This window comes from Saccharopolyspora endophytica (genome assembly GCF_018070075.1).
Classification (GTDB): domain Bacteria; phylum Actinomycetota; class Actinomycetes; order Mycobacteriales; family Pseudonocardiaceae; genus Saccharopolyspora; species Saccharopolyspora endophytica.
The window spans coordinates 289,529-315,349 of the sequence record NZ_JAGPXE010000009.1 but is presented as its reverse complement, the minus strand read 5'-3'; the positions used below and the strand labels follow the sequence as shown (position 1 = coordinate 315,349).

Here is a 25,821-nt window from a genome sequence, read left to right as displayed (position 1 = left end):
GGGTTGTTCGACGAGGGGTTGTTCGGGGCCGAGACCGAGCAGAAGGCCGGGGAGAAGCTGGCCGAGAACGCGCCGTTGGCGGTGCGGATGCGGCCTCGGTCCCTGGACGAGGTCGTCGGGCAGCAGCACCTCCTGGTCGCCGGTGCTCCTCTGCGGCGGCTGGTCGAGGGAGCTGCTCCGGCGTCGGTGCTGCTCTACGGCCCGCCGGGGACCGGGAAGACGACCCTGGCGAACCTCGTGTCGAAGGCGACCGGGCGCCGGTTCGCGGCGCTGTCGGCGCTGTCGTCGGGGGTGAAGGAGGTCCGGGCCGTCATCGAGGAGGCCCGCCGCCGCCTCGGGCGCTCCGGCGAGGCGACCGTGCTGTTCATCGACGAGGTGCACCGCTTCTCCAAGACCCAGCAGGACGCGCTGCTCGGCGCGGTCGAGGACCGGACCGTGCTGCTGGTGGCCGCGACGACCGAGAACCCCTACTTCTCGGTGGTGGCGCCGCTGCTGTCGCGGTCGCTGGTGCTGCAGCTGCGCAGCCTGGAAGACGAGGACATCCGCTCGCTGCTGCGCCGGGCGGTCAGCGAGGAACGAGGACTGGGCGGATCGGTCGGACTGGCCGAGGACGCCGAGGAACACCTGGTCGCGCTCGCCGAAGGCGATGCCCGCCGCGCGCTGACGGCGTTGGAGGCCGCAGCGGAATCAGCGGTGTCCAACGGGGCCGACGAGATCGACCTGGGCACGGTCGAATCCACCGTGGACCGAGCCGCCGTGCTCTACGACCGCGGCGGCGACCAGCACTACGACATCACCAGCGCCTTCATCAAGTCCATCCGGGGCTCCGACGTCGACGCCGCGCTGCACTACCTGGCGCGGATGGTCGAGGCGGGGGAGGACCCGCGGTTCATCGCGCGCCGCCTGGTCGTGCACGCCAGCGAGGACATCGGCATGGCCGATCCGACCGCGCTGCAGACCGCCGTCGCCGCGGCTCAGGCGGTGCAGTTCATCGGCATGCCCGAGGGGCGGCTGGCGCTGGCCCAGGCCACCATCCACCTGGCCACCGCGCCGAAGTCCAACGCGGTCATCGCCGCGATCAACGAGGCGATGGGCGATGTGCGCGCGGGCAAGGGCGGTCCGGTCCCGCCGCACCTGCGCGACGGGCACTACGCGGGGGCGCAGAAGCTCGGCAACGCCAAGGGCTACCGCTACCCGCACGACAAGCCCGAAGGCGTTCTCGCCCAGCAGTACCCGCCGGATTCGCTGATGGGGCGCGACTACTACAACCCGACGCCGCGCGGCGCCGAACGCGCGCTGCACGACCGGGTTCCGAAGCTGCGCAACATCATCCGCGACGAGGACTGACCAGGAACAGCAACCCGGGCCCACCCCACCACTGACCCGATCGTGTAGCGCTTGACCAGGGGTTTTCGAATTTCGCGCGAAATTCGAGTCGAAACTTCGGCGCTCGAATTTCGCGCGAAATTCGAATCCGCTGGGTGGTGGGTGTGCGGGGTTCGGGTGCGGCTCGGGGTCGTCGGGGGATACGTTGCGCTGGGATGCTGAGCCGGGCAGAACGAGCGTGGAGGTCGATGTGAGCAAGGTCGTGGTCACCAGGACGGTCCCGGAGTCCGCCGTGGCGGTGCTGCGCGAGGTCGCCGAGGTCGAGGTCTGCGACCAGGACCGGCCGCTGACCCCCGACGAGCTCCGCGCCACCGTCGCAGGTGCCGACGGCGTCGTGGCGATGCTGCACGACCGCATCGACGCCGAGTTCGTCGAGGCCGCGGGATCGCAGCTCAAGGTCGTGGCGAACGTGGCCGTCGGCTACGACAACATCGACGTCCCCGCCGTCACCGGACGCGGCGTCACCGTCACCAACACGCCCGGTGTGCTCACCGACGCCACCGCCGACCTCGCCTTCGGGCTGCTGCTGTCGGTCACCCGCCGCCTCGGCGAGGCGGAGCGGCTGCTGCGCTCCCGCACGCCCTGGAACTTCCACCTCGGCTTCATGCTCGGCACCGGACTGCAGGGCAAGACGCTCGGAATCGTCGGCCTCGGCGGCATCGGCCAGGCCGTGGCCCGCCGCGCCCGCGCCTTCGGCATGCACATCGCCTACACCGGCCGTCGCCGCGCGGCGCAGGAGATCGAGGCCGAGCTCGACGCCCGGTACCTGCCGCAGGACGAGCTGCTGCGCACCGCCGACGTCATCTCCCTGCACTGCCCGCTCACCGAGAGCACCCGCCACCTCATCGACGACGCCGCGCTGGAGGCGATGAAGTCCACCGCGGTCGTCGTCAACACCAGCCGCGGCCCGATCGTGGATGAGAAGGCCCTGGCCGCGGCGCTCAAGGAAGGCCGCATCGGCGGGGCGGCGCTGGACGTCTTCGAGAACGAGCCCGAGGTCGACCCCGGCCTGCTGGAGCTGGACAACGTCGCCATCGCCCCGCACCTGGGCTCGGCGACCACCGAGACGCGCACCGCGATGGCAGAGCTCGCCGCGCGCAACGTCGCCGCCGTCCTGACCGGTCAGCAACCGCTCACACCCGTCACCGCGTGATCAACCGGTCACCGCATCGATACCTCCAGCGCGCCCCCGCCGCGTCCGACGCGGAAGGCCGCGGACCTGCGGTTCGACCCGGCGGCCCGGGTGCTTGTAGCTGGCGGATACACCGGTAACCTGGCGCACGATCAACGAACCGGCGCAGGTCGCCGGGTTCGACAAGGACATGACGTGGACATACGGGAGGGCACGTGACGCCCACGCAGATCGCCGCGCTGATCGTCGCCGGAGCGTTCGTGCTGCTGGTCCTGCTGCTGGCGGTGCCGCTGATCAAGCTCGGCAAGACCTTGGACGAGGCGAGCACCGCGATCAAGAAGGCGCAGGAGAACAGCGACCCCATCTTCACCGGCGCGAACACGACGATCACGCACGTGAACACGCAGCTGGAGCGAGTCGACGGCATCACCTCCAACGCCAAGACCATCAGCGGTAACGTCTCGGCGTTGTCGTCGCTGTTCACGGCTACACTGGGTGGTCCGTTGGTGAAGACGGCGGCGTTCTCCTACGGCGTGAGCAAGGCGCTGAAGGCCCGCCGGAAGCGCAAGCAGGAACCGACCGGACGGCACTTCCGCCGCAAGAACAAAGGGGGGCGCAAGTGAGGCGCCTTTTCTGGTTCGGCGCGGGCATCGCAGCCGGAGTCGCGCTGACCCGCAAGGTCAACGAGACCGCTCGGAAGGCGACCCCCACGGGGATGGCCGAGCAGGTCGGCGGCGCCATGCGCGAGCTGGCCGGAGCGGTCGGCTCGTTCGGCGCCGACGTGCGGGCCGGGATGCAGGAACGGGAAGACCAGCTGCAGGATGTGGTCGTGAACGCGGACCAGGTCCGGCGGATAGCCGCTGAGCACGACTCCGAGCGGCGAGCTCGTCGGGCGGGCCGCTGACGCAGGCGCCGCTCCGCGCCGCCGGCCGCTCGCCGACACCGACAGCCGTGTCCGTGACCTGACCCAATTCCCAAGGACTCCCAGTGCAGACCCACGACATCAACCACCGGTTCACCGAGCACTTCAAGGGCCGCGGCCACACCGTGGTGCCCAGCGCGTCGCTGATCCTCGACGACCCGACGCTGCTGTTCGTCAACGCGGGCATGGTCCAGTTCAAGCCCTACTTCCTGGGCGAGGCCCCGGCCCCGTACCCGCGGGCGACGAGCATCCAGAAGTGCGTGCGCACCGGTGACATCGACGAGGTCGGCAAGACCACCCGGCACAACACGTTCTTCCAGATGGCCGGCAACTTCTCCTTCGGCGACTACTTCAAAGAAGGCGCCATGGAGAACGCGTGGGAGCTGCTCACCAAGTCGGTGGCCGACGGCGGCTACGGCATCGACCCGGCCCGCCTGTGGGTGACGGTCTTCGAGAAGGACGACGAGGCCGCCGGGCTGTGGCAGAAGGTCTGCGGGATCCCGGCCGAGCGGATCCAGACCCGCGACGCCAAGGACAACTACTGGGACATGGGCGTGCCCGGTCCCGGCGGACCGTGCTCGGAGATCTACTACGACCGCGGGCCGGCCTACGGCAAGGAAGGCGGTCCCGTCGTCGACGAGGACCGCTACATCGAGATCTGGAACCTGGTGTTCATGCAGGACATCAGGGGTGAGCTGCCGCCCAAGGACGGTCACCCGCCGATCGGCGAGCTGCCGACCAAGAACATCGACACCGGCATGGGCGTCGAGCGCGTGGCCTGCCTGCTGCAGGGCGTGGAGAACGTCTACGAGACCGACCTGGTCCGCCCGGTGATCGCCAAGGCCGAGGAGCTCTCCGGCCGCCGTTACGGCGCCAACCACGAGGACGACGTGCGCTTCCGCGTCATCGCCGACCACGCCCGATCCGGCGTGATGCTCATCGGCGACGGCGTCACCCCCGGCAACGAGGCCCGCGGCTACGTGCTGCGCCGCTTGCTGCGCCGCATCGTGCGCTCCACCCGCCTGCTGGGCGTGCAGGAGCCGGTGCTGGGCGAGTTCGCCCAGATCGTGCGCGACGCGATGTCGCCGAGCTACCCCGAGCTGGTCACCGAGTTCGACCGCATCGACTCGGTGATGCGCAACGAGGAAGAGGCGTTCCTGTCGACGCTGACCGCCGGTTCGAAGATCTTCGACCTGGCCGTCACCGACCTGAAGAAGACCGGTGGCCAGACCCTCGCGGGAGACAAGGCCTTCCAGCTGCACGACACCTACGGCTTCCCGATCGACCTGACCCTGGAGATGGCCTCCGAGCAGGGCCTGGAGGTCGACGAGCAGGGCTTCCGCGACCTGATGGCCGAGCAGCGCAACCGCGCCAAGGCCGACGCCAAGGCCCGCAAGACCGGCCACGGCGACCTGTCGACCTACCGCACGCTGCTCGACCAGCACGGCACCACCGAGTTCATCGGCTACACCGACCTGCAGTCGCACAGCCGCGTGCTGGGCCTGCTCGTCGACGGCCGGCCCGCCTCCCGCGCCTCGGCCGGGACCGAGGTGGAGCTGGTGCTCGACCGCACCCCGTTCTACGCCGAGGGCGGTGGCCAGATCGCCGACACCGGCAAGCTGGTCGGCCCGGGTGTCGCGGTCGAGGTGCTCGACGTGCAGCGCAGCGTTCCCGGCCTGTTCGTGCACCGCGCGAAGGTCCTGGAGGGCGAGCTCGGCGTGGACACCACGCTGGAGGCCGCCGTCGACGCCCACCGCCGCCAGTCCATCGAGCGCTCGCACTCCGCGACGCACCTGGTGCACGCGGCCGTGCGGGGCGCCTACGGCAAGCGCGCCGCGCAGGCCGGTTCGCTGAACTCGCCGGGCCGGATGCGCTTCGACTTCACCGTGCCCTCGTCGGTGTCGGCCGACGTGCTGGCCGGGGTCGAGGAAGAGGTCAACGACTACCTGCAGACCGACGTCGAGGTCAACGCCTACACGACCAGCATGGACCGGGCCATGGAGCTCGGTGCGATGGCGCTGTTCGGCGAGAAGTACGGCGACCAGGTCCGCGTGGTCGACATGGGCGACTACTCCCGCGAGCTGTGCGGTGGCACCCACGTGCCGCGCATCGGCCACCTCGGCGTGGTCAAGCTGGTGTCGGACTCCTCGGTCGGTTCCGGCGTGCACCGCGTCGAGGCGCTGGTGGGCATGGACGCCATGCGCCACATCAGCAAGGAGCACCTGCTGGTCACCCAGCTCGCCGAGCAGTTCAAGGTTCCGGCCGAGGAGCTGCCCGAGCGCATCCAGGGCGTGGTCAGCAAGCTGCGCAGCGCCGAGAAGGAGCTCGCGCAGCTGCGCATCTCCCAGGTGCTCAACTCCGCCGGAGAGCTCGCCGACAAGGGCACCGACGTGCACGGCGTGACGCTGGTGGCCGAGCAGGTCCCGGACGGCGTGGACGGCAACGCGCTGCGCGCGCTGGCCGGTGAGATCCGCGGCCGGCTGGGCTCGCGCCCCTCGGTGGTGGCGCTGTTCTCCGCCGAGGAGGGCAAGGTCAGCTTCGTGGTCGGCGTCAACGACGCGGCTCGCGACAAGGGCATCGCGGCGGGCAAGCTGGTTCCCAGCTTCGCCGCCGAGGTCGGCGGCCGCGGGGGCGGCAAGCCGGACATGGCCCAGGGCGGCGGCTCGAACCCCGCGGGCATCACCGCGGCCATCGGTGCGCTGCGCACCGGCGTCGACCAGGTGGTGGCAGGCGGGTGAACGAGCACCAGCAGGCGGATCCCGGCCCGGGACGTCGGCTCGGTGTCGACGTCGGGGCGGTCCGGGTCGGAATCGCGCTGAGCGATCCCGCTCCGATGCTGGCGACCCCGTTGGAGACGTTGCGACGGGACGAGGAAGGCGGCAGCGATCTCGCCAAGATCGCCGACCTCGTCTCCGAGCACGACGTGGTGGAGATCGTGATCGGCCTGCCGAAGACGTTGGCGGGCAGGCACGGTTCCGCCGCGGAGATCGCGCAGTCCTACGGGGCTGCGCTGGTGGAGAAGGTCGCACCGGTCCCGGTGCGGTTTCACGACGAGCGGTTGACCACGGTGACGGCCAGCCGGAAGCTGTCGAAACGCGGCGTGCGGGGGAAGAAGCAGCGTGCCGTCGTTGACCAGGCGGCAGCGGTGGAGATCTTGCAGGCTTACCTGGACGGCCGGGGGCAGAGAACACGAGAGGAACTCCCGTGACCGATGATCTCGGACTGTTCGCGGACGAGCCCGGGGACCACCGGCGACGGCGCCCCGATCCGGAACGCTTCCGACGTCGCAAGAGGCGCCGATGGGTGACCGCCCTGGCCGGCCTGTTCGTGCTGGTGCTGGTCGGCGGCGGTGTGGGGTACGGAGCGCTGCAGATCATGCGGATCGGCGGCTACGAGGACTACGACGGCGAGGGCACCGGCAGCGTCGTCATCGAGGTCGCCTCCGGCGACACCGTGGGTGACATCGGCAAGACGCTGTCCGAGAAGGACGTGGTGGCCAGCACCAAGGCGTTCACCTCCGCGTCGGCCGAGAACAAGCGGATCAACTCGATCCAGCCCGGTTACTACCTGATGCGCAACAAGATGTCGGGCAAGGCCGCGGTCAGCCACATCCTGTCGGCCGAGGCGAAGGTCGGCCGGGTCGACATCCGCGGCGGCATGCGGCTGGAGGACCAGGCCGCGCCCAACGGCGGCAACACGCCGGGCATCCTGACCAGGCTCGCCGAGGCGACCTGCGCGAACAAGAACGAGAAGTGCACCACCTCCGAGGAGATGCACACCGCGGCCGAGACCGCGGACCTGGCGACGCTGGGCGTGCCGGAGTGGGCCGTGGCCGACGCGTCCAAGGCCGAGCCCCGGCGCCGGCTCGAAGGCCTGATCATGCCGGGCATCTACGACGTCAAGCCCGGTGAGTCCGCCGAGAACGTGCTGCGCGACGTGGTCACCAAGTCCGCGGCGCAGCTGGAAGCGGCCGGTCTGCCGGATCTCGCGGAGAGCAGCGGTCATTCGCCCTACGAGCTGATGGTCATCGCTTCGCTGACGCAGAGCGAGGGGCTGGAGAAGGACTTCCCGAAGATCGCGCGAGTGATCGAGAACCGGCTCGGCCAGCCCGCGATGAAGCTGGGCCTGGACTCCACGATCAACTACCCGCTGGACAAGCCGACGCTGCTGACCAACAGCTCCGACCGGCAGCGCCCCGGCCCGTACAACACCTACCTGAACTACGGGCTGCCGCCGACGCCGATCTCGGCGTTCAGCAAGGAGGCGCTGCGGGCGGCCGAGCGGCCGGCCGAGGGCGAGTGGCGCTACTTCGTGAAGTGCTACCCGGACGGGACCTCCTGCTTCGCGAAGAACCAGCAGGAGCACGACGCCTTCATCAAGGAAGCGCAGGAACGTGGCGCCTTCTGATCAGCAGGAGGCAGCGGTGCGCCGGGCTGGAGTGCTCGGCAAACCGGTCGAGCACTCGCTGTCCCCCGTCCTGCACGGTGCCGCCTACGACGCGCTCGGTCTGCGCTGGACCTACGAGCGCGTCGAGGCGGACGCCGAGCGGTTGGTGGAGTTCGTCGGCGGTCTCGGGCCGGAGTGGGCCGGGCTGTCGGTGACGATGCCGGGCAAGCGCGCGGCGCTGCGGGTGGCCGATGAGGTCGCCGACCGCGCCGAGGCGGTGGGGGCGGCGAACACGCTGGTCCACCGCCCGGACGGGAGCTGGTTCGCCGACTGCACCGACGTGGACGGCGTCGTCGGGGCGCTGCGGGTGGCGGGTGGTTTCACCGGCGGCCACACAGGTCTGATCCTCGGCGCGGGCGGCACGGCGGTGGCGACGCTGGCGGCGTTCGCCGATCTGGGCCTGTCCGAGGCGACGCTGGCGGTGCGCGAGCCCTCCCGCGCGGCGGAGGCGCTGGAGGCCGCCGAGCGGATCGGTCTGCGGGTCCGGGTCGAACGGCTCGACTCGATCACCCTCGCCGACGCCGCGACCAGCCACGACGTGGTCGTCTCCACGCTCCCCGCGGGCGCGGTGGACCCGCACGCGGCGGATCTCGCGAAGGCCGCGTGCGTGCTCGACGTCATCTACCACCCCTGGCCGACGCCGCTGGCCGAGGCCGTCGGGGTTGTCGGAGGCCGGTTGGCGACTGGCCTGGACATGCTGCTGCACCAGGCGTTCGGCCAGGTCGAGCACTTCACCGGGCAAGCGGCTCCGCGCACCACGATGCGCGACGCCCTGGCCGCCGCGACAGGTCACGCGCTGCCCCTCTAGACGAAAACGGCGGCGCTCCCGGGGAGGGGAGCGCCGCCGTCGTGTCGGTCCTGGATCAGTCCATGTCGGTCGCCACGAGCTTGGCGACCTCGTCGAGGGCCGCTTCGGCGCCCTCGCCCTCGGCGGCCAGGATCACCTCGTCGCCGTGGGAGGCGCCCAGGGTCATGAGACCGAGGATGCTGCCCGCCTCGACGGGTTCGTTGCCCTCCTTGCGGATGGTGATCACCACGGGTTGGGCCGCGGCCGTCTTGGCCAGCAGGGCCGCGGGCCGCGCGTGGATCCCGACCTTGCTCGCTACGGTGACCCGTCGTTCAGACATGTCTCTCCTTCGTCGGGGGCGGGGGCACCGACCCGCGCCGCCTCACTTCTTCTCGGTGGCGGGCGCCGCGCCCCCACCGGCATTATCCGCATCGGTCGAGGCGCTGTCGTCCTCCTCGCGACCCGGGGTGCGCAGGTTCCACTTGCTGATGACGAACCGGAACACCACGTAGTAGACGACCGCGTAGCCCAGCCCGATCGGGATCAGCCAGATCGAGCCCTGGGAGATGCCGAAGTTGAGCAGGTAGTCGATCGCACCGGCGGAGAACCCGAAGCCGGAGTGGATGTCCAGCGCGTTGACCAGCGCCAGCGAGGTGCCCGTCAGCACCGCGTGGATCAGCAGCAGCGGCCACGCGACGAAGATGAACGAGAACTCCAGCGGCTCGGTGACACCGGTCAGGAACGAGGTCAGCGCGACCGAGATCATCACGCCGCCGACGACCTTGCGCTGCTCCGGCTTGGCCGACTGCCAGATCGCCAGCGCCGCGGCGGGCAGCGCGAACATGAAGATCGGGAAGAAGCCGGTCATGAACGTCCCCGCGGTGGGGTCGCCCGCGAAGAAGCGCGCGATGTCGCCCTTCTCGCCGTTGTAGTCGCCGAAGAGGAACCAGACCACGTTGTTCGGGATGTGGTGCAGACCGAACGGCAGCAGCAGCCGGTTGATCAGGCCGTAGAGCCCGCCGCCGATGACCGCCTGCTGGGTGACCGCGTCCGAGAAGGCGGTGAGCAGGGCGTCGAACAGCGGGAACAGCAGACCCATGATCACGCCGATGATCAGCATCGCCACCGCTGTCACGATCGGCACGAACCGCCGGCCGCCGAAGAAGCCCAGGTAGTCCGGCAGCTTGATGCGGTGGTAGCGCTGCCACAGCCAGGCCGCCACCAGACCGGCGACGATGCCGCCGAGCACGCCGTAGGGGCTCTTGTTGAGCGAGGTCCCCTCCTCGGTGCCGGCGATCTGGGTCAGCACGCCGTGCAGCACCAGGTAGCCGACCGCGCCGGACAGGGCCGTCGAGCCGTCGGCCTTCTTGGCGAAGCCGATCGCGACACCGATGGCGAACAGCAGCGGCAGGTTGTCGAACAGCGCGCCACCGGCGGCGCCGATGACACCGGCGACCGTCTGCAACCAGGTCAGGGAGGCTCCGAGGCCTTCCGCGCCGAGCAGGTCGTCCTGGCCGAGCCGCTGCAGCAGCGCGGCGGCGGGCAGCACCGCGATCGGCAGCATGAGGCTGCGGCCGATGCGCTGCAGTTGCGCGAGTCCTCTGTTGCTCCCCTTCGCCTTGGCGGCGGTGGAACTCATCGGATACCTCCTGCTTGGTTCACCGGGGTTGGGAGATCATTGCAAACGATTTCGGTGGTGCGCTGGTTCGTCTTGTCCGGTTCTCGCCTCACGGCTCGCCCGGTTCGCGGTCGAGCTGCATGGTCAGCTGATATCGGTCACCGCGGTACCAGGAGGTCATGTCCTCCACCGGCCGTCCGCGCGCGGTGGAGATCCGCCGGAACACCAGCAGCGAGCACCCGGGCCGGATGCCCAGCAGGCGCGCGGTTTCGGCGTCGGCGTCGTCGGCCAGCACGGTCTGCGTGCCCGACTCCAGCTGGAGCCGGTACCGCCGGGACAGCAGCGTGTACAGCGAGGCGGTGAGGTCCTGGTCGAGCAGGTCGGGCACCGATTCCGGGTGGTACCAGCCGCGTTCGACGGCCATCGGCATCCCGTCGGCCTTGCGCAGCCGGAACAGCCAGAACGCGGTCTGCTGCGGTGCCAGGCCGAGCGCCTGCGCGGTGGCCGGGGGCGGGACGGCCTCGGCCGCGTCGAGCAGCACGGTCTCCGGGTGCATGCCGCGGCGGCGCATGTCCTCGGTGAACGACGCCAGGTGCACCTGCCAGTCGATGCGCGGGCGCGTGGTGAAGGTGCCCTTGCCGCGCACCCGGACCAGCAGGCCTTCGGTGACCAGCTGGCCGATCGCCTCGCGCACCGTCAGCCGGGAGACCCCGTAGCGCAGCGCCAGTTCGCGCTCCGACGGCACCGCGGCGCCGGGCGGGAGCTCGTCGCCGGCCAGCTCGCGCAGGATCTCCCGCAGTTGCACGTGTTTCGGCATCGGTCCGTCGGGCAGGCCGCGCGAGGCCGCGTGCTGGAGAGAACTCGGTTCTTCTCCCATGCCGCCTCCTGTCGTGCCACCCTGGCGTGAGTTCGCTGTCGTGAACTCGCCGCCGGTTCGGATGAGAACCGCGACCGGTCGTTGGTACTGTCCGGTCTAAACCAGTTGGTTGCGAAGAATGCGCCGTCATGCGATCAGGTGTCAACAAGGCTCTGCTTTCGTTGCCGCATCGACATCACGTGGCGCAAGATCGTCGCGTCGCGGTCCGCTGGCCGCGGTGGCGAGAGCACGAAGGGAGCACGTGGTGGCTCAGGACAAGGCCGAGGCGATCCTCTCCGCGCTGGGCGGCGGGGACAACATCGTCGAGATCGAGCCGTGCATCACGCGGCTGCGCTGCGAGGTCGAGGACGGCTCGAAGATCGACGAGGCGGGCCTCAAGGCCGCGGGCGCGCACGGCGTGATGGTGCAGGGCACGGTCGTCCAGGTTGTGGTGGGACCGGAGGCGGACACGCTGGCCGGCGACATCGAGGACCTGATGTGAGCACCGAGGTCGGCAGTCCGGTAGCGGGTCTGACCACGTCGCTCAGCGACGTCCCGGACCCGGTGTTCTCGCAGGCCATGGTGGGTCCCGGTGTCGCGGTGAAGCCCTCCGGCGGCGAGGGCGACGCGGTCGCCCCGGTCGCGGGCCAGGTCGTGACGCTGCACCCGCACGCGTTCGTCATCGCGGCGTCCTCGGGCGGCGCGGTGCTGGTCCACCTGGGCATCGACACGGTCAAGCTCAAGGGCGAGGGCTTCACGCTGCACGTCGGCAAGGGCGATGCGGTCGAGGCCGGGCAGAAGATCATCACCTGGAACCCGACGGAGATCGAGGCCCAGGGCTACTCCTCGATCTGCCCGGTGGTGGCCCTGGACGCCCCGGCGGAGTCCTTGGCGGACCTCCGGGAGGACACCCAGGTCCTCCCGGGAGACGCGCTGTTCACCCTCGAGGGGTGAGGCGGAGGGCGGATCTGGTCTGAACCGGGCGCGGCGAACTTCGATCGTGGACGGTTCGGACCAGAACTGACCACTGCCCCGCGCGGGTGCCGACACGCGACCCTTCGGGCCGTTCGTCCGCCGCGCGGGGCGGGAGTCCCGGCACCGTCGTCGGGATGAGCGCGTTGATCGCGGCCGGAGCCCTCGCCGGATGGGCCGGACGCCACCTGCTGGGTCGACTCCGCCGCGGCACCGCCGTCCCACCCGGCTGGTGCGAGATCGGGGTGTCGCTGGCGTGGGCGCTCGTGGCGCTCCGGCAGCCGCCCGGGTGGTGGTTGCCGGTCCCGCTCGCGCTGGGCTGGCTCGCGGTCGTCCTCAGCGCCTGCGACCTGCGGGTTCACCGGCTTCCCGACGCCCTGACCCTGCCCGCCTACCCGGTCGCCGCCGCGCTGCTGAGCGTCGTCGCGGCGCACCGGCCGGGGGTCGCGCTCGGCTCGGCGGCCGGGCTCGTCCTGCTGGGTGGGACGTACCTGGTGGTCAGGGTCATATCCCCGGCCGCGATGGGTGCGGGGGACGTCAAGCTCGCCGGTGTCCTGGGCGCGGTGGTGGGTGCGGTGTCGGTTCCCGCCGTCGCCGGGGTCGTCGTGGTCGCGGCGGCGTTCACCCTGGTCGGCGCGCTGTGGAGGCGCGCAGAGGCGGTCGCCCACGGTCCGGCGGTGCTGGTTCCGTCCTGGCTGGTGACTCTGAGCTGGCCGTGACCCACCCGGGCGGGTTCCCCCAGGGCAGAGCGTGGCAGGATCTGTGGTGTGTTGCGCTGGATGACCGCTGGAGAATCGCACGGCCCCGCCCTCGTCGCGGTGCTGGAAGGCATGGTGGCCGGGGTCGAGGTGACCTCGACCGAGATCGCGACCCAGCTGGAGCGCCGCAAGCTCGGCTTCGGGCGCAGCCCGCGGATGAACTTCGAGGCCGACGAGCTGGAGATCATCGGCGGTGTCCGGCACGGCCGCACCCAGGGCGGCCCGATCGCGGTGCGCATCGGCAACACCGAGTGGCCCAAGTGGGAACAGGTCATGTCCGCCGACCCGGTCGACGAGGACGTGCTGGCCAACCTGGCCCGCAACGAGCCGCTGACCCGTCCGCGCCCCGGTCACGCCGACATCGCCGGCATGCAGAAGTACGGCTTCGACGAGGCCCGCCCGGTCCTGGAGCGCGCCAGTGCCCGCGAGACCGCTGCGCGCGTGGCCGTCGGCACCGTCGCCCGGCAGTTCCTGCGCCAGCTGTTCGGCGTCGAGATCGTCTCCCACGTGGTCAGCCTCGGCGGCGTGGACGCCACCGGCGAGGTGCTGCCCGGCCCCGACGACCTGGCCGCGATCGACGAGAACCCGGTCCGCGCCTTCGGCGACACCGCCACCGAGCGGATGATGGCCGAGGTCGACGCCGCGAAGAAGGACGGCGACACCCTCGGCGGTGTCGTCGAGGTCATCGCCTACAACCTGCCCCCGGGCATCGGCTCGCACGTGCACTGGGACCGCAAGCTCGACGCCCGCCTGGCCGGTGCGCTGATGAGCATCCAGGCGATCAAGGGCGTGGAGATCGGCGAGGGCTTCGCCAACGCCCACCGCCGGGGCAGCGCCGCGCACGACGAGATCTACCCCGACCAGGGCGTCAACTGGGTCCGCCGCGACAGCAACCGCGCGGGCGGTCTCGAAGGCGGCATCACCAACGGCGAGCCGCTGATCGTGCGCGCCGCCAAGAAGCCCATCTCCAGCCTGCCGCGCGCACTGGCCACTGTGGACATGGTGACCGGCGAGCCCGCGCAGGCGATGCACCAGCGCTCCGACATCACCGCCGTACCGCGCGCCGCGGTGGTCGCCGAGACGATGGTGGCGCTGGTGCTGGCCGAGGCCGCGCTGGAGAAGTTCGGCGGCGACTCGCTGCCGGAGACCCGCCGCAACGTCGAGGGCTACCTCGCCTCGCTGCGCGAGCGCGCGCAGAAGCGGCAGGTGCGGTGATGTCGCCGCGCGCGATCGTGATCGGCCCGCCCGGCGCGGGCAAGACCACCATCGGCAGGCTGCTGGCCGAACGCCTCGGTGTGAAGTTCCGCGACACCGACGCCGACGTCGTCGAGAGCACCGGCCGCGAGATCGGTGACATCTTCGCCAACGACGGCGAACCCGCCTTCCGCGCGCTGGAGGAGCGGGCCGTCGACACCGCGCTGCGCGAGCACGACGGCGTGCTGGCGCTCGGCGGCGGCGCGGTGCTGTCCGAGCTGACCCGCGAACGGCTCGCCGGGCACCCGGTGGTGTTCCTGTCGGTCGGTCTCGCCGAAGGTGCGCGCCGCGTGGGGCTGTCCACCGCGCGCCCGCTGCTGGCCGGGATCAACCCGCGCGCCACGTTCAAGGCGCTGCTGGACGCGCGCCTGCCGATCTACCGATCGGTGGCCGCCGTGGAGGTCACCACCGACGAGCTCGAACCCGCGCAGGTCGTCGACCGGGTCGTCGACGACCTCGCCGCACTGTCCAGCTAGGGGGTTTCGAAGTGGCAGAGCCACTTTCTCTTTCGGTGAGTGGGCGAACAACTGGCACCGCCGGAGGTTCTTCAGCGGCTTCGTGGCGAGCACGCCGCGAAGCCGTGCATTGGCATACATCAGGAGTGGCGCGCGAGTCCACGGAGTCCCTCAGGTTCTCCTACCCGCACCGCTGAGCACAACGACCCCGATACTCTAGATAGCCCGATTGCCGAAGGGACGACGATGACCGAGCCGGTTCGGATCAGCGTGAACGGCCAGCAGCCCTACGACGTGGTCGTCGGCCGGGGGTTGCTCGGTGAGCTGGTGGAATTCCTCAGCGGGGCGTCGAGCGTCGCGCTCGTGCACCAGCCCACGATCACCGCCACCATCGAGGCGGTCCGCGAGGAGCTGACCGAGGCCGGCATCGACGCGCACCGGGTCGAGATCCCCGACGCCGAGGACGGCAAGAGCCTGCAGGTCGCCGGGTTCTGCTGGGAGGTGCTGGGCAAGATCGGCATGGACCGCGACGGCGTCGTGGTGTCCTTCGGCGGTGGCGCGGTCACCGACCTCGGCGGGTTCGTCGCGGGCACCTGGATGCGGGGCGTGAAGGCCGTGCACGTGCCCACCACCCTGCTGGGCATGGTCGACGCCGCGGTGGGCGGCAAGGCCGGCATCAACACCGACGCGGGCAAGAACCTGGTGGGCCTGTTCCACGAGCCGAGCCTGGTGCTGTGCGACCTGGCGACGCTGGAAGGCCTGCCGCGCAACGAACTCCTGGCGGGCATGGCCGAGGTCGTCAAGGCCGGTTTCATCGCCGACCCGGAGATCCTGCGGCTCATCGAGGAGGACCCGGACACCGCCACCGACCCGAGCGGTGACGTGCTGGCCGAGCTGGTCCGCCGGTCCATCCAGGTCAAGGCCGACGTCGTCTCGTCGGACCTCAAGGAGTCGCACCTGCGCGAGGTGCTCAACTACGGGCACACGCTGGCCCACGCCATCGAGCGCCGCGAGCGCTACCGCTGGCGCCACGGGGCCGCGGTCAGCGTCGGCCTGGTCTTCGCCGCCGAACTGGCGCGGCTGGCGGGACGTCTCGACGACGAGACCGCCGACCGGCACAAGCGCATCCTCGACCTGCTCGGCCTGCCCACCACCTACGACCCGGACGCGCTGGGCTCGCTGATGGAGGGCATGAAGGCCGACAAGAAGAACCGCTCCGGTGTCCTGCGGTTCGTGGTGCTCGACGGTCTGGCCAAGCCGGAACGGCTGGAAGGCCCGGACCCGTCGCTGATCGCCGCCGCGTACTCGGTGATCACCGGTGGTGAGAGCAAGTCCAGCACGGAGGTTCTGCTGTGAAGGTCCTCGTCCTCAACGGACCCAACCTCGGTCGGCTCGGCAAGCGCGAGCCCACCGTCTACGGCAGCACCACCTACGCCGACCTGGTGTCGATGTGCGAGAAGGCGGGCCAGGACCTCGGCGTCGAGGTCGAGGTCCGGCAGACCGACCACGAGGGCGAGATGGTCGGCTGGCTGCACGAGGCCGCCGACGCGTCCTGGCCGGTGGTGCTCAACGCGGGCGCGTGGACGCACTATTCGGTGGCGGTGCGCGACGCCGCCTCGCAGCTCAACGCTGATCTGGTCGAGCTGCACATCTCCAACGTGCACAAGCGGGAACCGTTCCGGCACACCAGCTACCTGTCCGACATCGCGACCGCGGTGATGGCGGGTCTGGGCGTGGCCGGGTATCCGCTGGCGATCCGCTGGCTGGCCGAGAACGCGGGGGAGTAGTGCGCGGCCGGCTGCCGTTATGCCTGGTCGCCGTCGTGCTGCTGGCGGGCTGCACGCAGGTCGACGGCAGCCCGGTGACGCAGGTGGTGCAGCGGCAGCGGCCGGTTCCGGTGCCGCAGCCGGTGGAGCTGAGGACCGCCTCCGAGCGCGGGAGCCCCGGTGTGGTGGCGGCGGGCGGGTTGCCCGCGCCGTACAACTACGGGCCGTCGGTGCTGGCCGAGGACGGCCGGTACCGCGCGTGGTGGTGCAGCCAGCTGCCGGGCGTGGGACCCGCGGGTGACGACGTCCTGCACGCCTCGGCGGCCTCGCCGGACGGTCCGTTCGCCGAAGGCGCGGCTCCGGCGGTTCCGGTCTTCGCCGGTGAGCCGGGGCGTTTCGACGGGATGCACACCTGCGATCCGTCGGTGCTGCACGTGGGCGACCGCTACTACCTCTACTACACGGGCGCTGCGGGCGATCACGCGCACGGCAACGCCATCGGGGTCGCGACCAGCGCGGACGGCATGGCGTGGAGGCGCGGTGCCGCGCCGATCGTGACCGCGGCGGGTGAGGTCCCGCGCGGCAACGTCTACGGCGCCGGGCAGCCCTCGGCGGTGTTCGTGGACGGCTGGTTCTACCTGCTGTTCACCGACACCACCGCCAAGGGCGCGGGCTGGAACGGCGCCGGGCAGTTCGTGCTGCGATCGCGAGACCCGTTGTTCGCCAAGGACGTTCAGGCGCTGACCGAGCGCGGATTCCGGCCTGCCGGTGGGGAGCGCGGCCGGTCGGTCGTCGACGCGTTCAGCGCGGACTGGGCCTACTCGCCGACGCTGGACGCCTTCGCCATCGCGCACCAGACCACCGGCGGTACCCAGATCACTTTCTGGGACAGGGAGTTCACCCGCCACCCGTACGAGCCGGTGACGATTCCCGGCCCGTGGCAGGAAGGTCCGGGAATCGTCCGCGACGGCGAGGGGCGGATCCGTCCCTCCACATCGGACCCGTGCGAAACGGTGCCGGTCGACGTCCTGCGCGCCACCGCGCTCGCCCCGGCCCCCACCGACATCCGGCACTTCGGCATCGACATCACCGGCGCCGACGGGTGCGGCACCCCTGCGCGAGCGGCCCGGGCGCTGGACGGCGTCGCGGTTCCCTCACCGGTGCGCACGGTCGACCTCGTCCACGACGGCGCCAGGGTCCGGCTCGAACGCCGCTCGGTGGCCGAGACCGTCGCGGTGACGGTCCTCGACGACCGCCCGGATCCCGTGGACGAGCTCCCGGTGGTCGCCGAGATCGCCTCCGGCGCCCCGGCCCTGCGCTCCCCTACGGGCGAGGTCGGTGTCCTCGACACCCGCGGCGGCCTCTGGCGGGTCACCCCGGAAACCGCGCGGGCCAACGCCTCGCCCGTCGCCGACGTCACCGAGGCGCAGTGGCGTTCCCACCCCGCCCGAGGCGACCTCCGGCCCTGACCCTCGCTCGGCCGTCACAATTTCGCGCGAAATTCGAATCCCCAGAGCCGGGCTCGAATTTCGCGCGAAATTGTGACGGGGGTGCTCAGGAGGGTGAGCCCGGTTGGAGGGTCTTCACCTTGAGCTGCTCGCCCGGGAGGTCCGGGTTGGCGCAGGCCGTCCCGGTCAGGGGGACGAACATCGAGTCGTACTCCTGCGGCGGGTAGATGCGCAGGCCGCGGGCTTCCTCCGGGCGGCAGGTGGCCGAGTCGTAGTTCTCCGTGCGCGGGGCCGCCAGCGGCGCCCACGCCTGCCCGCCGGGTTGCAGCGTGATGGCCGGGCCCTTGCCGCCCTCGCGGTGCGCGGGCCGGCCGATCTGGTGACCGTCGTCGCCGCCGACGTAGGACACCCCGGCGAAGCCCTGGATCTCGCAGGTGGAGCTGCCGGAGTTGGTGAACCGCAGCGCGTGGTGCGCGGTTCCCGCGCCCGCGTCGACGTACTCGACCGTCACCGCGAGGTCCCCCACCTCGCACAGCCGCGTCTGCGGTGCCGGGTCGGCCTCGGTCTTCGAGGTCGTGGTCTCGGCGGGTGGTGGCACCTCGGCGGCCGGGGTGCTGCCGGTCGCCTCGGAGTGCGTCGGCGGCTCCGGCGAGGAGCCGCCGACGAGCCTGCTGGACGACGTCGCACCGTCCTCGTCGCAGGCGCTGAGACCGACGGTGAGCAGTGCGGCGGTGGCCGCCAGGATGATCCTCTTGCGAGTCATGTTCTCCGCCTCTCCGTACCGATCGCTCACTGGAGAAGACGCGCATCGGTCGGGGAGGTTGCTCGACTCGTGAGTGGAGGAGGCGCTCAGGTCCCGCTGCTCAACAGTTCTCAGTCCTGGTGGAAGGTCCGGCGGTAGGCGGCCGGACCGATGCCCAGCCGCGCGCGCAGGTGCTTGCGCAGCGAGGTGGCGGTGTTGAGCCCGGAGGCGACCGCGACCTCCTCGATCGGCAGGTCGGTGTGCTCCAGCAGGTGCCGCGCGTGCTCGATGCGCTGTCCCAGCAGCCAGTCCAGCGGCGAGGTGCCGGTCTCCTCGCGGAACCGCCGGGTGAAGGTCCGCACGCTCATGCCCGCGTGCGCGGCGATCGCCTCCAGCGTCAGCGGTTCGGCGAGCCGGTGCAGCAGCCATTCGCGGGTGGGTGCGGTGCCGGTGGCGCCGGGGGAGGGCAGCGGGCGTTCGATGAACTGCGATTGCCCGCCGTCGCGCCAGGGCGGGACGACGTTGCGCCTCGCCGCCCGGTTGGCGATCTCGCTGCCGTGGTCGTTGCGGATGACGTGCAGGCACAGGTCGATCCCGGCGGCCACCCCAGCGGAGGTCAGCAGGTCGCCGTCGTCGACGAACAGCACGTCCGGGCGCAGCTCGACGTGCGGGAACATCTCGCGGAACCGGTCGGCGTGCGCCCAGTGCGTGGTCGCCGGGCGGCCGTCGAGCAGGCCCGCGGCGGCGAGCACGAACGCGCCGGTGCAGATCGACATGATCCGGGTGCCCGCGGGCAGGTTCCGCAGGTAGTCGGTGACCTTGGGGTCCTCGGTGAAGGTCTCGGTGTCGACGCCGGGCACGATGACGGTGTCCGGCTCGCGCAGCGCGTCGGTGCCGCACTCGGGCAGGACCGTGAAGCCCCTGTTCGTGGCCAGCGGCCCGCCGTCGATGCTGCACACGCGCACCTCGTAGAGCGGTCCGTCCGGCCCGGTGGCGCCCGCGAAGATCTGCGGCGGTATCGCAAGGTCGAACCCGACGACGGTCTCCACGCCGAGCACGGCGATCCGATGCGGCCTCATGGCCGAATCTTCCCACATTGTGTCCCTCCGGCCACTGGTTCGGCCTCCAGCGCTCGATCACGCTGGTCAGCATGGTTCGCATGCTGCCCGCGCGGGTGCACCCCGCCTGGTCGATCGCCGTCGTCGCGTTCATCGCCCTGGTGGGGGCCGCCGCCTTCCGGTCGGCGCCCGGGGTGCTGATGGATCCGCTGCACCGGGAGTTCGGCTGGCCGCACGGGCTGATCTCGGCGGCGGTGTCGCTGAACCTGCTGCTGTTCGGGCTTACCGCGCCGTTCGCCGCGGCGCTGATGGTGCGCTTCGGCGTCCGGCGCGTCACCACCTCGGCGCTGCTGCTCGTGGGGGTGGGCAGCGGTCTGACGGTGTTCATGACCGAGCCGTGGCAGCTGATCCTGTGCTGGGGCCTGCTGGTGGGGCTGGGTACCGGCTCGATGGCGCTGGCGTTCGTGTCCACGGTGGTCGACCGCTGGTTCGTGGCCCGGCGCGGCCTGGTCAGCGGCGTGCTCACGGCCGGCAGCGCGACCGGGCAGCTGGTCTTCCTGCCGGTGGAGGCGATGCTGGTGGAGAGCCGGGGCTGGCGCGCGGCCTCGCTGACCATCACCACCGCCGCGCTGCTGGTCGCCGTCATCGTCTGGCTCGTGATGCGCGAACACCCGCGCGATCTCGGGGTTTCCGCCTACGGGGCCACCGGTGATGAGCCGGAACCCTCGCAGGAGAGGGGAAATCCCGCGGTGATCGCCGTCAGGACGCTCGCCGAGGCGGCCCGCACGCCCGCCTTCTGGCTGCTGGCAGGCGGTTTCGCGATCTGCGGGGCCAGCACCAACGGATTGGTCAACACCCACTTCGTGCCCGCAGCGCACGACCACGGCATGCCCACCACGATGGCCGCCGGGCTGCTCGCGCTCATCGGGGTCTTCGACGTGCTCGGCACCGTGGCGTCGGGCTACCTCACCGACAAGATCAACCCGCGCGTGCTGCTGGCCGTCTACTACACGCTGCGCGGCGCTTCGCTGTTCGTGCTGCCGCAGCTGTTCGCCCCGACGCCGGGGGCGGAGATGGTGATGTTCGTCGTCTTCTACGGCCTGGACTGGGTCGCCACGGTGCCGCCGACGATGGCGCTGTGCCGCGAGCACTTCGGGCCGAAGGCCTCGGTGGTGTTCGGCTGGGTGTTCGCCTCGCACCAGGTGGGTGCGGCGGCCGTCGCCGGCGGGGCCGGGCTGATCCGCGACCACTTCGGCGACTACGCGCTGGCCTGGTACGGATCGGGATTGCTCTGCCTGCTGGCGACGGCCTTCTCCGTATCGATCCGGAGAAACGCCCCCAGGCGACCCGCCGCGGACCGGGGCGCGAATCCGGCCCGGACGGGCGCCTGAGGCACGCCCATTCTTCAGAGCGCTCCCAAGATCGGAAAATAGGCCGGAGGGATCAGCGGGGTGTGGGCCGGGTGGCGCAGCGAGCTGGTTTCCGGCCGCGTGACCAGCGGGTTCACCGCCTCAGCCGGGTGAGAATCGTTTCAGATCGGCTGACCTGCGAAATTGCCAGTTGTCGTCGCGCGGTGGGAACGGCGGGGTAATCTCCGGGGTCATGTCTGAGCTTCTCGCCCGTGCGGTCGGCGAGCGCGGTGAGCTCGTGCTGATGCGCCGCGACGACGCGCTGGAACTGCGGGTCAACGGCGTGTTCGTGATGGACACCGCGCACACCGGGACCGAACGCATGCTGGCCACCGCCACCCTCGGCCACCTCGCGCGCTCCGGCGGGCTCCGGGTGCTCATCGGCGGGCTCGGCCTCGGGTTCACCCTGCGCGAGGTGCTGGCCGACGAGCGCGTGCGCGAGGCGCACGTGGTGGAGATCGAACCCGACCTCGTCGCCTGGCACCGCGACGGGCTGGTCCCGGACACCGCGGACGCGCTGGCCGACGAGCGGGTGCGCATCAGCGTCGGCGACATCGCCGCCGTTCTGGGCGAGCAGCCCGACGGGGTGTGCGACGTGCTGCTGCTCGACGTCGACAACGGCCCGGACTTCCTGGTCTACGAGGAGAACTCGGCCCTCTACGGACCGGGTTTCCTCCGGCGCTGCAAGGACAAGCTCGCCCCCGGCGGCACGCTGGCGGTGTGGTCGGCCGACGCCTCGCCCGAACTGCTCGGCGCGATGCGGGACGTCTTCGGCGACTGCACCGAACTGGTCATCCCGGTCACCCTCGGGCAGCGCGAGACGACCTACCACCTATTCGTCTCGCACCAGGTCGAGTTCGAGCAGGCTGGGCTCCAGAACTCCCTCTAGCACCAGCAGTTTCCGCTTCGCCTCCAGGCCGGGGCCGAATCCGCCGAGCCCGCCGCCGGAGGCCAGCACCCGGTGGCACGGCACGATGAGCGGCACCGGGTTGGAGCCCATGATCGACCCGACCGCGCGGGACGCCTCCGGTCGGCCGGAGAGCTCCGCGAGGCCCTTGTAGCTGACGGTCTCGCCGAAGGGCACCAGCTCCTGCAGCGTCCGCAGGACGTGCGCGCGCAGCCCGTCGAGGTCGGTCCAGTCGATCGCGAGCCGGAACTCCCGGCGCTCGCCGGAGAAGTACTCGCCGAGCTGCGCCGCCGCCTCGTCCGCGAGACCGCCGGGCACGGCCGAGCCGAACTCGGCGAGCGCGACGTCGGGACCGGCGAAGGCGACGTGCCGCACACCGGTCTCGGAGGCCACCACGGTGATGTCCCCGACCGGTCCCGACACGGCGCTCCACGTCAGCTCCACCGGCTCAGCGTAGCGCCCGCCACCGACACCCCGGCCGCGCTCGCAAAGATCCGCTCACCTGCGGATTTCCGCGCCCCCGAGTTGCACGGAGCGGGTGCGGGGCGCAAGGTCCTGGCGGCTTTCAGCAAACGGTCGTCCGACGAAGGCCAATCCCGTGCCCTGCGAGTTAGGCTCCGAAACATGTCCGAAACGCACGCCCATCGACGAGACGCGCTCCGCAGCCGACTGCGGGAGCGGGACCTGGACGCCCTGCTGGTGACCGACCTGCTCAACATCCGCTACCTGACCGGCTTCACCGGTTCCAACGCCGCGCTGGTGGTGCACGCCGCCGACGGTCCCGGCGGCGAGGACCGCACGGTGTTCTGCACCGACGGCCGCTACCTGACGCAGGCCGAGGAGCAGGTCGCGGACCTGGAACGCGTCATCGACCGGGCGAGCGACCTGACCATCGCCCACCGCCTCGGCGAGGAGGCCGCCGACTACCGGCGGGTCGGCTTCGAGTCCCAGCACGTGACCGTGGATAACCGCGACGCGCTCGACGACGCCGCGGGCAAGTCCGAGCTGGTCCGGGCCCCGGGCATCGTCGAGCAGCTGCGGCTGATCAAGGACTCCACCGAGATCGAGGCGCTGCGGATGGCCTGCGCCGCCGCCGACCGCGCGCTGGCCGACCTCATCGAGCACGGCGGACTCCGCGCGGGCCGCACCGAGCTGGAGGTCGCCCGCGAGCTGGAAGCCCGGATGCTGGACAACGGCGCCGCCGGCCCGTCGTTCGAGACGATCATCGCCGCGGGCCCGAACTCCGCGGTCCCGCACCACCGGCCCACCGACGCGGTGCTGGCCGACGGCGACTTCGTCAAGATGGACTTCGGCGCGCTGGTCGACGGCTACCACTCGGACATGACCCGCACGGTCGTGCTGGGCAAGGCCGCCGACTGGCAGCGCGAGATCTACGAGCTCGTTCGCGCCTCGCAGGCCGCCGGACGGGCGGCCGTGAAGATCGACACCGAGGTCCGCGACGTCGACTCCGCGGCCCGCCAGGTGATCGCCGACGCGGGGTACGGGGAGCAGTTCCTGCACGGCTTGGGACACGGCGTGGGGCTGGAGATCCACGAGGCGCCCACGTTGTCGCAGCGCGGGGACGGTAGAATCGCCGAGAGGATGGCGGTCACCGTCGAGCCTGGCGTCTATCTGGCCGGGCGGGGCGGGGTCCGCATCGAGGACACGCTGGTCGTGCGGCCCGGCACACCGGAGCTCCTCACCCTGACGACCAAAGAGCTCGTCGAAGTCTGACGCACGACGAGTGCGCCGAATTTCGCCGGCACCCCGTCGCGGCCCGGCGCAACACCAAGCCATCACCACAGGAGAACCCCCACGTGGCTTCCACGAACGACCTGAAGAACGGACTGGTGCTCAACCTCGACGGCCAGCTGTGGTCCGTCGTCAACTTCCAGCACGTCAAGCCCGGCAAGGGCGGCGCCTTCGTCCGCACCACCCTCAAGAACGTGCTCTCCGGCAAGGTCGTCGACAAGACCTTCAACGCCGGCGTGAAGGTCGACACCGCCAACGTCGACCGCCGCGAGATGACCTACCTGTACTACGACGGCAACGACTACGTCTTCATGGAGCCGGAGACCTTCGAGCAGGTCAACGTCACGCCTGACGTCGTCGGTGACGCCGCGAAGTTCATGCTGGAGAACAGCCAGGTCGTCGTCGCCCGGCACGAGGACGCTCCGCTGTACGTCGAGCTGCCCGCCTCCGTGGAGCTCCTCGTCGAGCACACCGACCCGGGCGTGCAGGGCGACCGCTCGACCGGTGGCACCAAGCCGGCGACGCTGGAGACCGGTGCCGAGGTCCAGGTCCCGCTGTTCCTGAACACCGGTGACAAGGTCAAGGTCGACCCGCGCGACGGCCGGTACCTCAGCCGCGTCAACTCCAAATGAGCGGCTCGCGCAGCAAGGCCCGTAAGCGCGCGGTCGATTTCCTCTACGAGGCCGACCTGCGCGAGACCGATGCCGTCACGCTCATGTCGGACCGGATCGGCGCGCCCGACACGGCCCCGGTCCCGGACTACACGATCACCCTCGTCGAAGGCGTGAACGAGAACCGGGAGCGGATCGACGAGCTGCTCACCCAGCACATCGAGGGCTGGACGCTCTCGCGGATGCCGGTCGTCGACCGCGCCGTGCTGCGGCTGGGCCTCTACGAGCTGCTGTGGTGCCCGAAGGGCGACGTGCCGCCGGTGGTGGCCGTGGACGAGGCGGTGGAGCTGGCCAGGTCGCTGTCCACCGACGACTCCCCGCGCTTCGTCAACGGCGTCCTGGGACGCCTGGCGGGGATTCGCGACAGGCTCCGCAAAGCCCTGCCCAAAGAGGAAACCCCGGTCGACTGATCTTCTGCTCTCGGGGTCGCTTAGGGCTGAGAAATCTCGCCCAAGGGGACGACCCAGCGGTGCGAGCTGAGTCCCGCACTTGAAGAGGCGGCTACTGCCGCTCGCAGAACACCGAAGAGGGGCACCTGCCGTGCGGCAGGTGCCCCTCTTCGGTTCGTGGGGGTTCTCACCCGAACGGCGGTGTGCGGTCGTTGCCCTGTGCGAGCGCTGGGGGCTGCACCGGCGACCGAACGGGTGAGGGCCCCTGAAAGCCCAGGGGCACCCGTCGCGGCGTCGCCGCTGGGTGCCCCGGTCCGCCTATCGGTGTTGTGTCACTCCTCGCGGGCAGGGCGCGCCTCCGGGGGAAGCACACCCCAGTCGATGAGCTGCTCGGTGAGCTCGCCCGGCGTCATGTCGTAGATGATCGCCAGGGACCGCAGGTCTTCGGTGCGGATGGACAGCACCTTGCCGTTGTAGTCACCGCGCTGGCTCTGGATCGTGGCCGCGTAACGGGCCAGCGGACCCACTTTCTCGGCAGGCAGTTGTTGCAGGCGCTCGAGGTTGATCACGACCTTCGTGGCCGGTTCGGCTCCAGAAGGCACGCGGCCCTCGGGCAGCAGCTCCGCGACCGGCACGCCGTAGAAATCGGCGAGTTCGGCCAGCTTCTGCACGGTCACCGCGCGGTCGCCTCGCTCGTAGGACCCGACGACCACGGCCTTCCACCGTCCGCCAGACTTCTGCTCGACGCCGTGCAGCGACAGACCCTGCTGCTGGCGGATAGCGCGGAGTTTGCTGCCCAGCGCCTTGGCGTAGTCGCCCATGTGGCGTTTCTCCGTTCGTTCGCCCCGTCAGCCGATAACGGCGACCGGGGAGCAAAGCTCAGATCGATACGGAGAGTAATGTTCGCTCGCGAGCGTCACCAGGTCAAGTTGGTCTTCGGTGCCGATGTGGCGAGCGCCAACACACCACCCGGTCGATTGACCCGTTGTCGCTGATAGCGTACGGGGCAGCCCGGTGATGCGCAGGTTCATCACGAACCCGGATTGCGGGGCAGCTCACACACCATCCTTTAAGGACCCGTCCCGTGAGGCGG

The 25,821-nt window shown here is 70.8% G+C and carries 28 protein-coding genes; 21 read left to right on the top strand and 7 right to left on the bottom strand.

Annotated features, from left to right (window positions below):
* From KBO27_RS21875 to KBO27_RS21840, 8 genes are all read left to right on the top strand, one after another.
* The coding region (locus KBO27_RS21875; RefSeq protein WP_246537700.1) for a replication-associated recombination protein A at positions 1-1,347 on the top strand (1,347 nt) is incomplete at its 5' end.
* Between the two features lie 229 nt (positions 1,348-1,576).
* On the top strand, positions 1,577-2,539 hold the full coding sequence (locus KBO27_RS21870; protein ID WP_307870541.1) for a 2-hydroxyacid dehydrogenase: 963 nt from the start codon (positions 1,577-1,579) through the stop codon (positions 2,537-2,539).
* Between the two features lie 194 nt (positions 2,540-2,733).
* The gene (locus tag KBO27_RS21865; RefSeq protein ID WP_132627088.1) at positions 2,734-3,141 is read left to right on the top strand and encodes a DUF948 domain-containing protein; all 408 of its coding nucleotides are present in this window, start codon (positions 2,734-2,736) and stop codon (positions 3,139-3,141) included.
* Complete coding sequence (locus KBO27_RS21860) at positions 3,138-3,422, top strand: hypothetical protein (RefSeq protein WP_307870540.1); 285 nt, start codon at positions 3,138-3,140, stop codon at positions 3,420-3,422. The genes KBO27_RS21865 and KBO27_RS21860 overlap by 4 nt, the downstream gene beginning before the upstream one ends.
* An 83-nt stretch (positions 3,423-3,505) precedes the next feature.
* Positions 3,506-6,178, top strand: a complete 2,673-nt coding sequence (alaS, locus tag KBO27_RS21855) for an alanine--tRNA ligase (RefSeq protein WP_210971727.1) — start codon at positions 3,506-3,508, stop codon at positions 6,176-6,178.
* Positions 6,175-6,648 carry a Holliday junction resolvase RuvX gene (gene ruvX / locus KBO27_RS21850; RefSeq protein WP_132677601.1) on the top strand — a complete coding sequence of 158 codons (474 nt, stop codon included), beginning with the start codon at positions 6,175-6,177 and terminating at the stop codon, positions 6,646-6,648. The genes alaS and ruvX overlap by 4 nt, the downstream gene beginning before the upstream one ends.
* On the top strand, positions 6,645-7,847 hold the full coding sequence (mltG, locus tag KBO27_RS21845; protein ID WP_210971726.1) for an endolytic transglycosylase MltG: 1,203 nt from the start codon (positions 6,645-6,647) through the stop codon (positions 7,845-7,847). The genes ruvX and mltG overlap by 4 nt, the downstream gene beginning before the upstream one ends.
* Positions 7,834-8,694, top strand: coding sequence for a shikimate dehydrogenase (locus tag KBO27_RS21840; RefSeq protein WP_307870539.1), 861 nt, complete (start codon positions 7,834-7,836; stop codon positions 8,692-8,694). The genes mltG and KBO27_RS21840 overlap by 14 nt, the downstream gene beginning before the upstream one ends.
* 55 nt (positions 8,695-8,749) lie before the next feature.
* Here KBO27_RS21840 and KBO27_RS21835 read toward each other — a convergent pair whose 3' ends face one another.
* From KBO27_RS21835 to KBO27_RS21825, 3 genes are all read right to left on the bottom strand, one after another.
* Positions 8,750-9,013 carry an HPr family phosphocarrier protein gene (locus tag KBO27_RS21835; protein ID WP_132677600.1) on the bottom strand — a complete coding sequence of 88 codons (264 nt, stop codon included), beginning with the start codon at positions 9,011-9,013 and terminating at the stop codon, positions 8,750-8,752.
* Between the two features lie 42 nt (positions 9,014-9,055).
* The gene (locus KBO27_RS21830; protein ID WP_210971725.1) at positions 9,056-10,312 is read right to left on the bottom strand and encodes a PTS transporter subunit EIIC; all 1,257 of its coding nucleotides are present in this window, start codon (positions 10,310-10,312) and stop codon (positions 9,056-9,058) included.
* Positions 10,313-10,400: 88 nt separating this feature from the next.
* Positions 10,401-11,168, bottom strand: coding sequence for a GntR family transcriptional regulator (locus KBO27_RS21825; protein ID WP_281420830.1), 768 nt, complete (start codon positions 11,166-11,168; stop codon positions 10,401-10,403).
* A 244-nt stretch (positions 11,169-11,412) separates the two neighbouring features.
* Between KBO27_RS21825 and KBO27_RS21820 the strand changes: the two genes are divergently transcribed.
* The 8 genes from KBO27_RS21820 (at position 11,413) to KBO27_RS21785 (ending at position 17,821) form a co-directional block, all read left to right on the top strand.
* Entirely contained in the window at positions 11,413-11,649 is a 237-nt protein-coding gene (locus tag KBO27_RS21820) for a PTS sugar transporter subunit IIB (RefSeq protein ID WP_132677597.1), read from the top strand.
* Positions 11,646-12,101, top strand: coding sequence for a PTS sugar transporter subunit IIA (locus KBO27_RS21815; RefSeq protein WP_210971724.1), 456 nt, complete (start codon positions 11,646-11,648; stop codon positions 12,099-12,101). The genes KBO27_RS21820 and KBO27_RS21815 overlap by 4 nt, the downstream gene beginning before the upstream one ends.
* A 155-nt stretch (positions 12,102-12,256) precedes the next feature.
* Entirely contained in the window at positions 12,257-12,838 is a 582-nt protein-coding gene (locus KBO27_RS21810) for a prepilin peptidase (protein WP_210971723.1), read from the top strand.
* A 48-nt stretch (positions 12,839-12,886) separates the two neighbouring features.
* Positions 12,887-14,092 carry a chorismate synthase gene (aroC, locus tag KBO27_RS21805; protein WP_210971722.1) on the top strand — a complete coding sequence of 402 codons (1,206 nt, stop codon included), beginning with the start codon at positions 12,887-12,889 and terminating at the stop codon, positions 14,090-14,092.
* Positions 14,092-14,607 carry a shikimate kinase gene (locus KBO27_RS21800; protein ID WP_246537697.1) on the top strand — a complete coding sequence of 172 codons (516 nt, stop codon included), beginning with the start codon at positions 14,092-14,094 and terminating at the stop codon, positions 14,605-14,607. The genes aroC and KBO27_RS21800 overlap by 1 nt, the downstream gene beginning before the upstream one ends.
* 225 nt (positions 14,608-14,832) lie before the next feature.
* Positions 14,833-15,942, top strand: a complete 1,110-nt coding sequence (gene aroB / locus KBO27_RS21795) for a 3-dehydroquinate synthase (RefSeq protein ID WP_132677592.1) — start codon at positions 14,833-14,835, stop codon at positions 15,940-15,942.
* The gene (gene aroQ / locus KBO27_RS21790; protein WP_132677591.1) at positions 15,939-16,373 is read left to right on the top strand and encodes a type II 3-dehydroquinate dehydratase; all 435 of its coding nucleotides are present in this window, start codon (positions 15,939-15,941) and stop codon (positions 16,371-16,373) included. The genes aroB and aroQ overlap by 4 nt, the downstream gene beginning before the upstream one ends.
* Complete coding sequence (locus tag KBO27_RS21785; RefSeq protein ID WP_307870538.1) at positions 16,373-17,821, top strand: beta-xylosidase; 1,449 nt, start codon at positions 16,373-16,375, stop codon at positions 17,819-17,821. Before aroQ ends, KBO27_RS21785 begins: the two co-directional genes overlap by 1 nt.
* An 85-nt stretch (positions 17,822-17,906) precedes the next feature.
* Here KBO27_RS21785 and KBO27_RS21780 read toward each other — a convergent pair whose 3' ends face one another.
* Entirely contained in the window at positions 17,907-18,563 is a 657-nt protein-coding gene (locus KBO27_RS21780) for a DUF4232 domain-containing protein (RefSeq protein ID WP_210971720.1), read from the bottom strand.
* Positions 18,564-18,673: 110 nt separating this feature from the next.
* A complete protein-coding gene (locus tag KBO27_RS21775; protein ID WP_210971719.1) occupies positions 18,674-19,621 on the bottom strand; it encodes a GlxA family transcriptional regulator in 948 nt (315 codons plus the stop codon).
* A gap of 71 nt (positions 19,622-19,692) precedes the next feature.
* Between KBO27_RS21775 and KBO27_RS21770 the strand changes: the two genes are divergently transcribed.
* Together KBO27_RS21770 and KBO27_RS21765 are read left to right on the top strand one after the other, a co-directional pair.
* Positions 19,693-20,991 carry an MFS transporter gene (locus KBO27_RS21770; protein WP_246537696.1) on the top strand — a complete coding sequence of 433 codons (1,299 nt, stop codon included), beginning with the start codon at positions 19,693-19,695 and terminating at the stop codon, positions 20,989-20,991.
* A gap of 211 nt (positions 20,992-21,202) precedes the next feature.
* Positions 21,203-21,898, top strand: a complete 696-nt coding sequence (locus KBO27_RS21765; RefSeq protein ID WP_210971718.1) for a spermidine synthase — start codon at positions 21,203-21,205, stop codon at positions 21,896-21,898.
* Here KBO27_RS21765 and KBO27_RS21760 read toward each other — a convergent pair.
* Positions 21,842-22,360 (bottom strand): methylated-DNA--[protein]-cysteine S-methyltransferase, encoded by a 519-nt coding sequence (locus KBO27_RS21760; protein ID WP_210971717.1) that lies wholly within the window; start codon positions 22,358-22,360, stop codon positions 21,842-21,844. The two genes, KBO27_RS21765 and KBO27_RS21760, sit on opposite strands and share 57 nt — an antisense overlap.
* A 180-nt stretch (positions 22,361-22,540) precedes the next feature.
* Here KBO27_RS21760 and KBO27_RS21755 point away from each other — a divergent pair, with 180 nt between their 5' ends.
* The 3 genes from KBO27_RS21755 to nusB all read left to right on the top strand — a co-directional run bounded on the left by KBO27_RS21755 (position 22,541) and on the right by nusB (position 24,749).
* Positions 22,541-23,650, top strand: a complete 1,110-nt coding sequence (locus tag KBO27_RS21755; RefSeq protein ID WP_210971716.1) for a M24 family metallopeptidase — start codon at positions 22,541-22,543, stop codon at positions 23,648-23,650.
* Between the two features lie 83 nt (positions 23,651-23,733).
* The gene (gene efp / locus KBO27_RS21750) at positions 23,734-24,300 is read left to right on the top strand and encodes an elongation factor P (RefSeq protein WP_132677585.1); all 567 of its coding nucleotides are present in this window, start codon (positions 23,734-23,736) and stop codon (positions 24,298-24,300) included.
* Positions 24,297-24,749, top strand: coding sequence for a transcription antitermination factor NusB (gene nusB, locus KBO27_RS21745; protein ID WP_210971715.1), 453 nt, complete (start codon positions 24,297-24,299; stop codon positions 24,747-24,749). Before efp ends, nusB begins: the two co-directional genes overlap by 4 nt.
* Before the next feature lie 311 nt (positions 24,750-25,060).
* On the opposite strand, the gene bldD is transcribed toward nusB, so the two are convergent.
* On the bottom strand, positions 25,061-25,549 hold the full coding sequence (bldD, locus tag KBO27_RS21740) for a transcriptional regulator BldD (protein WP_010311046.1): 489 nt from the start codon (positions 25,547-25,549) through the stop codon (positions 25,061-25,063).
* Positions 25,550-25,821: the final 272 nt, after the last annotated feature.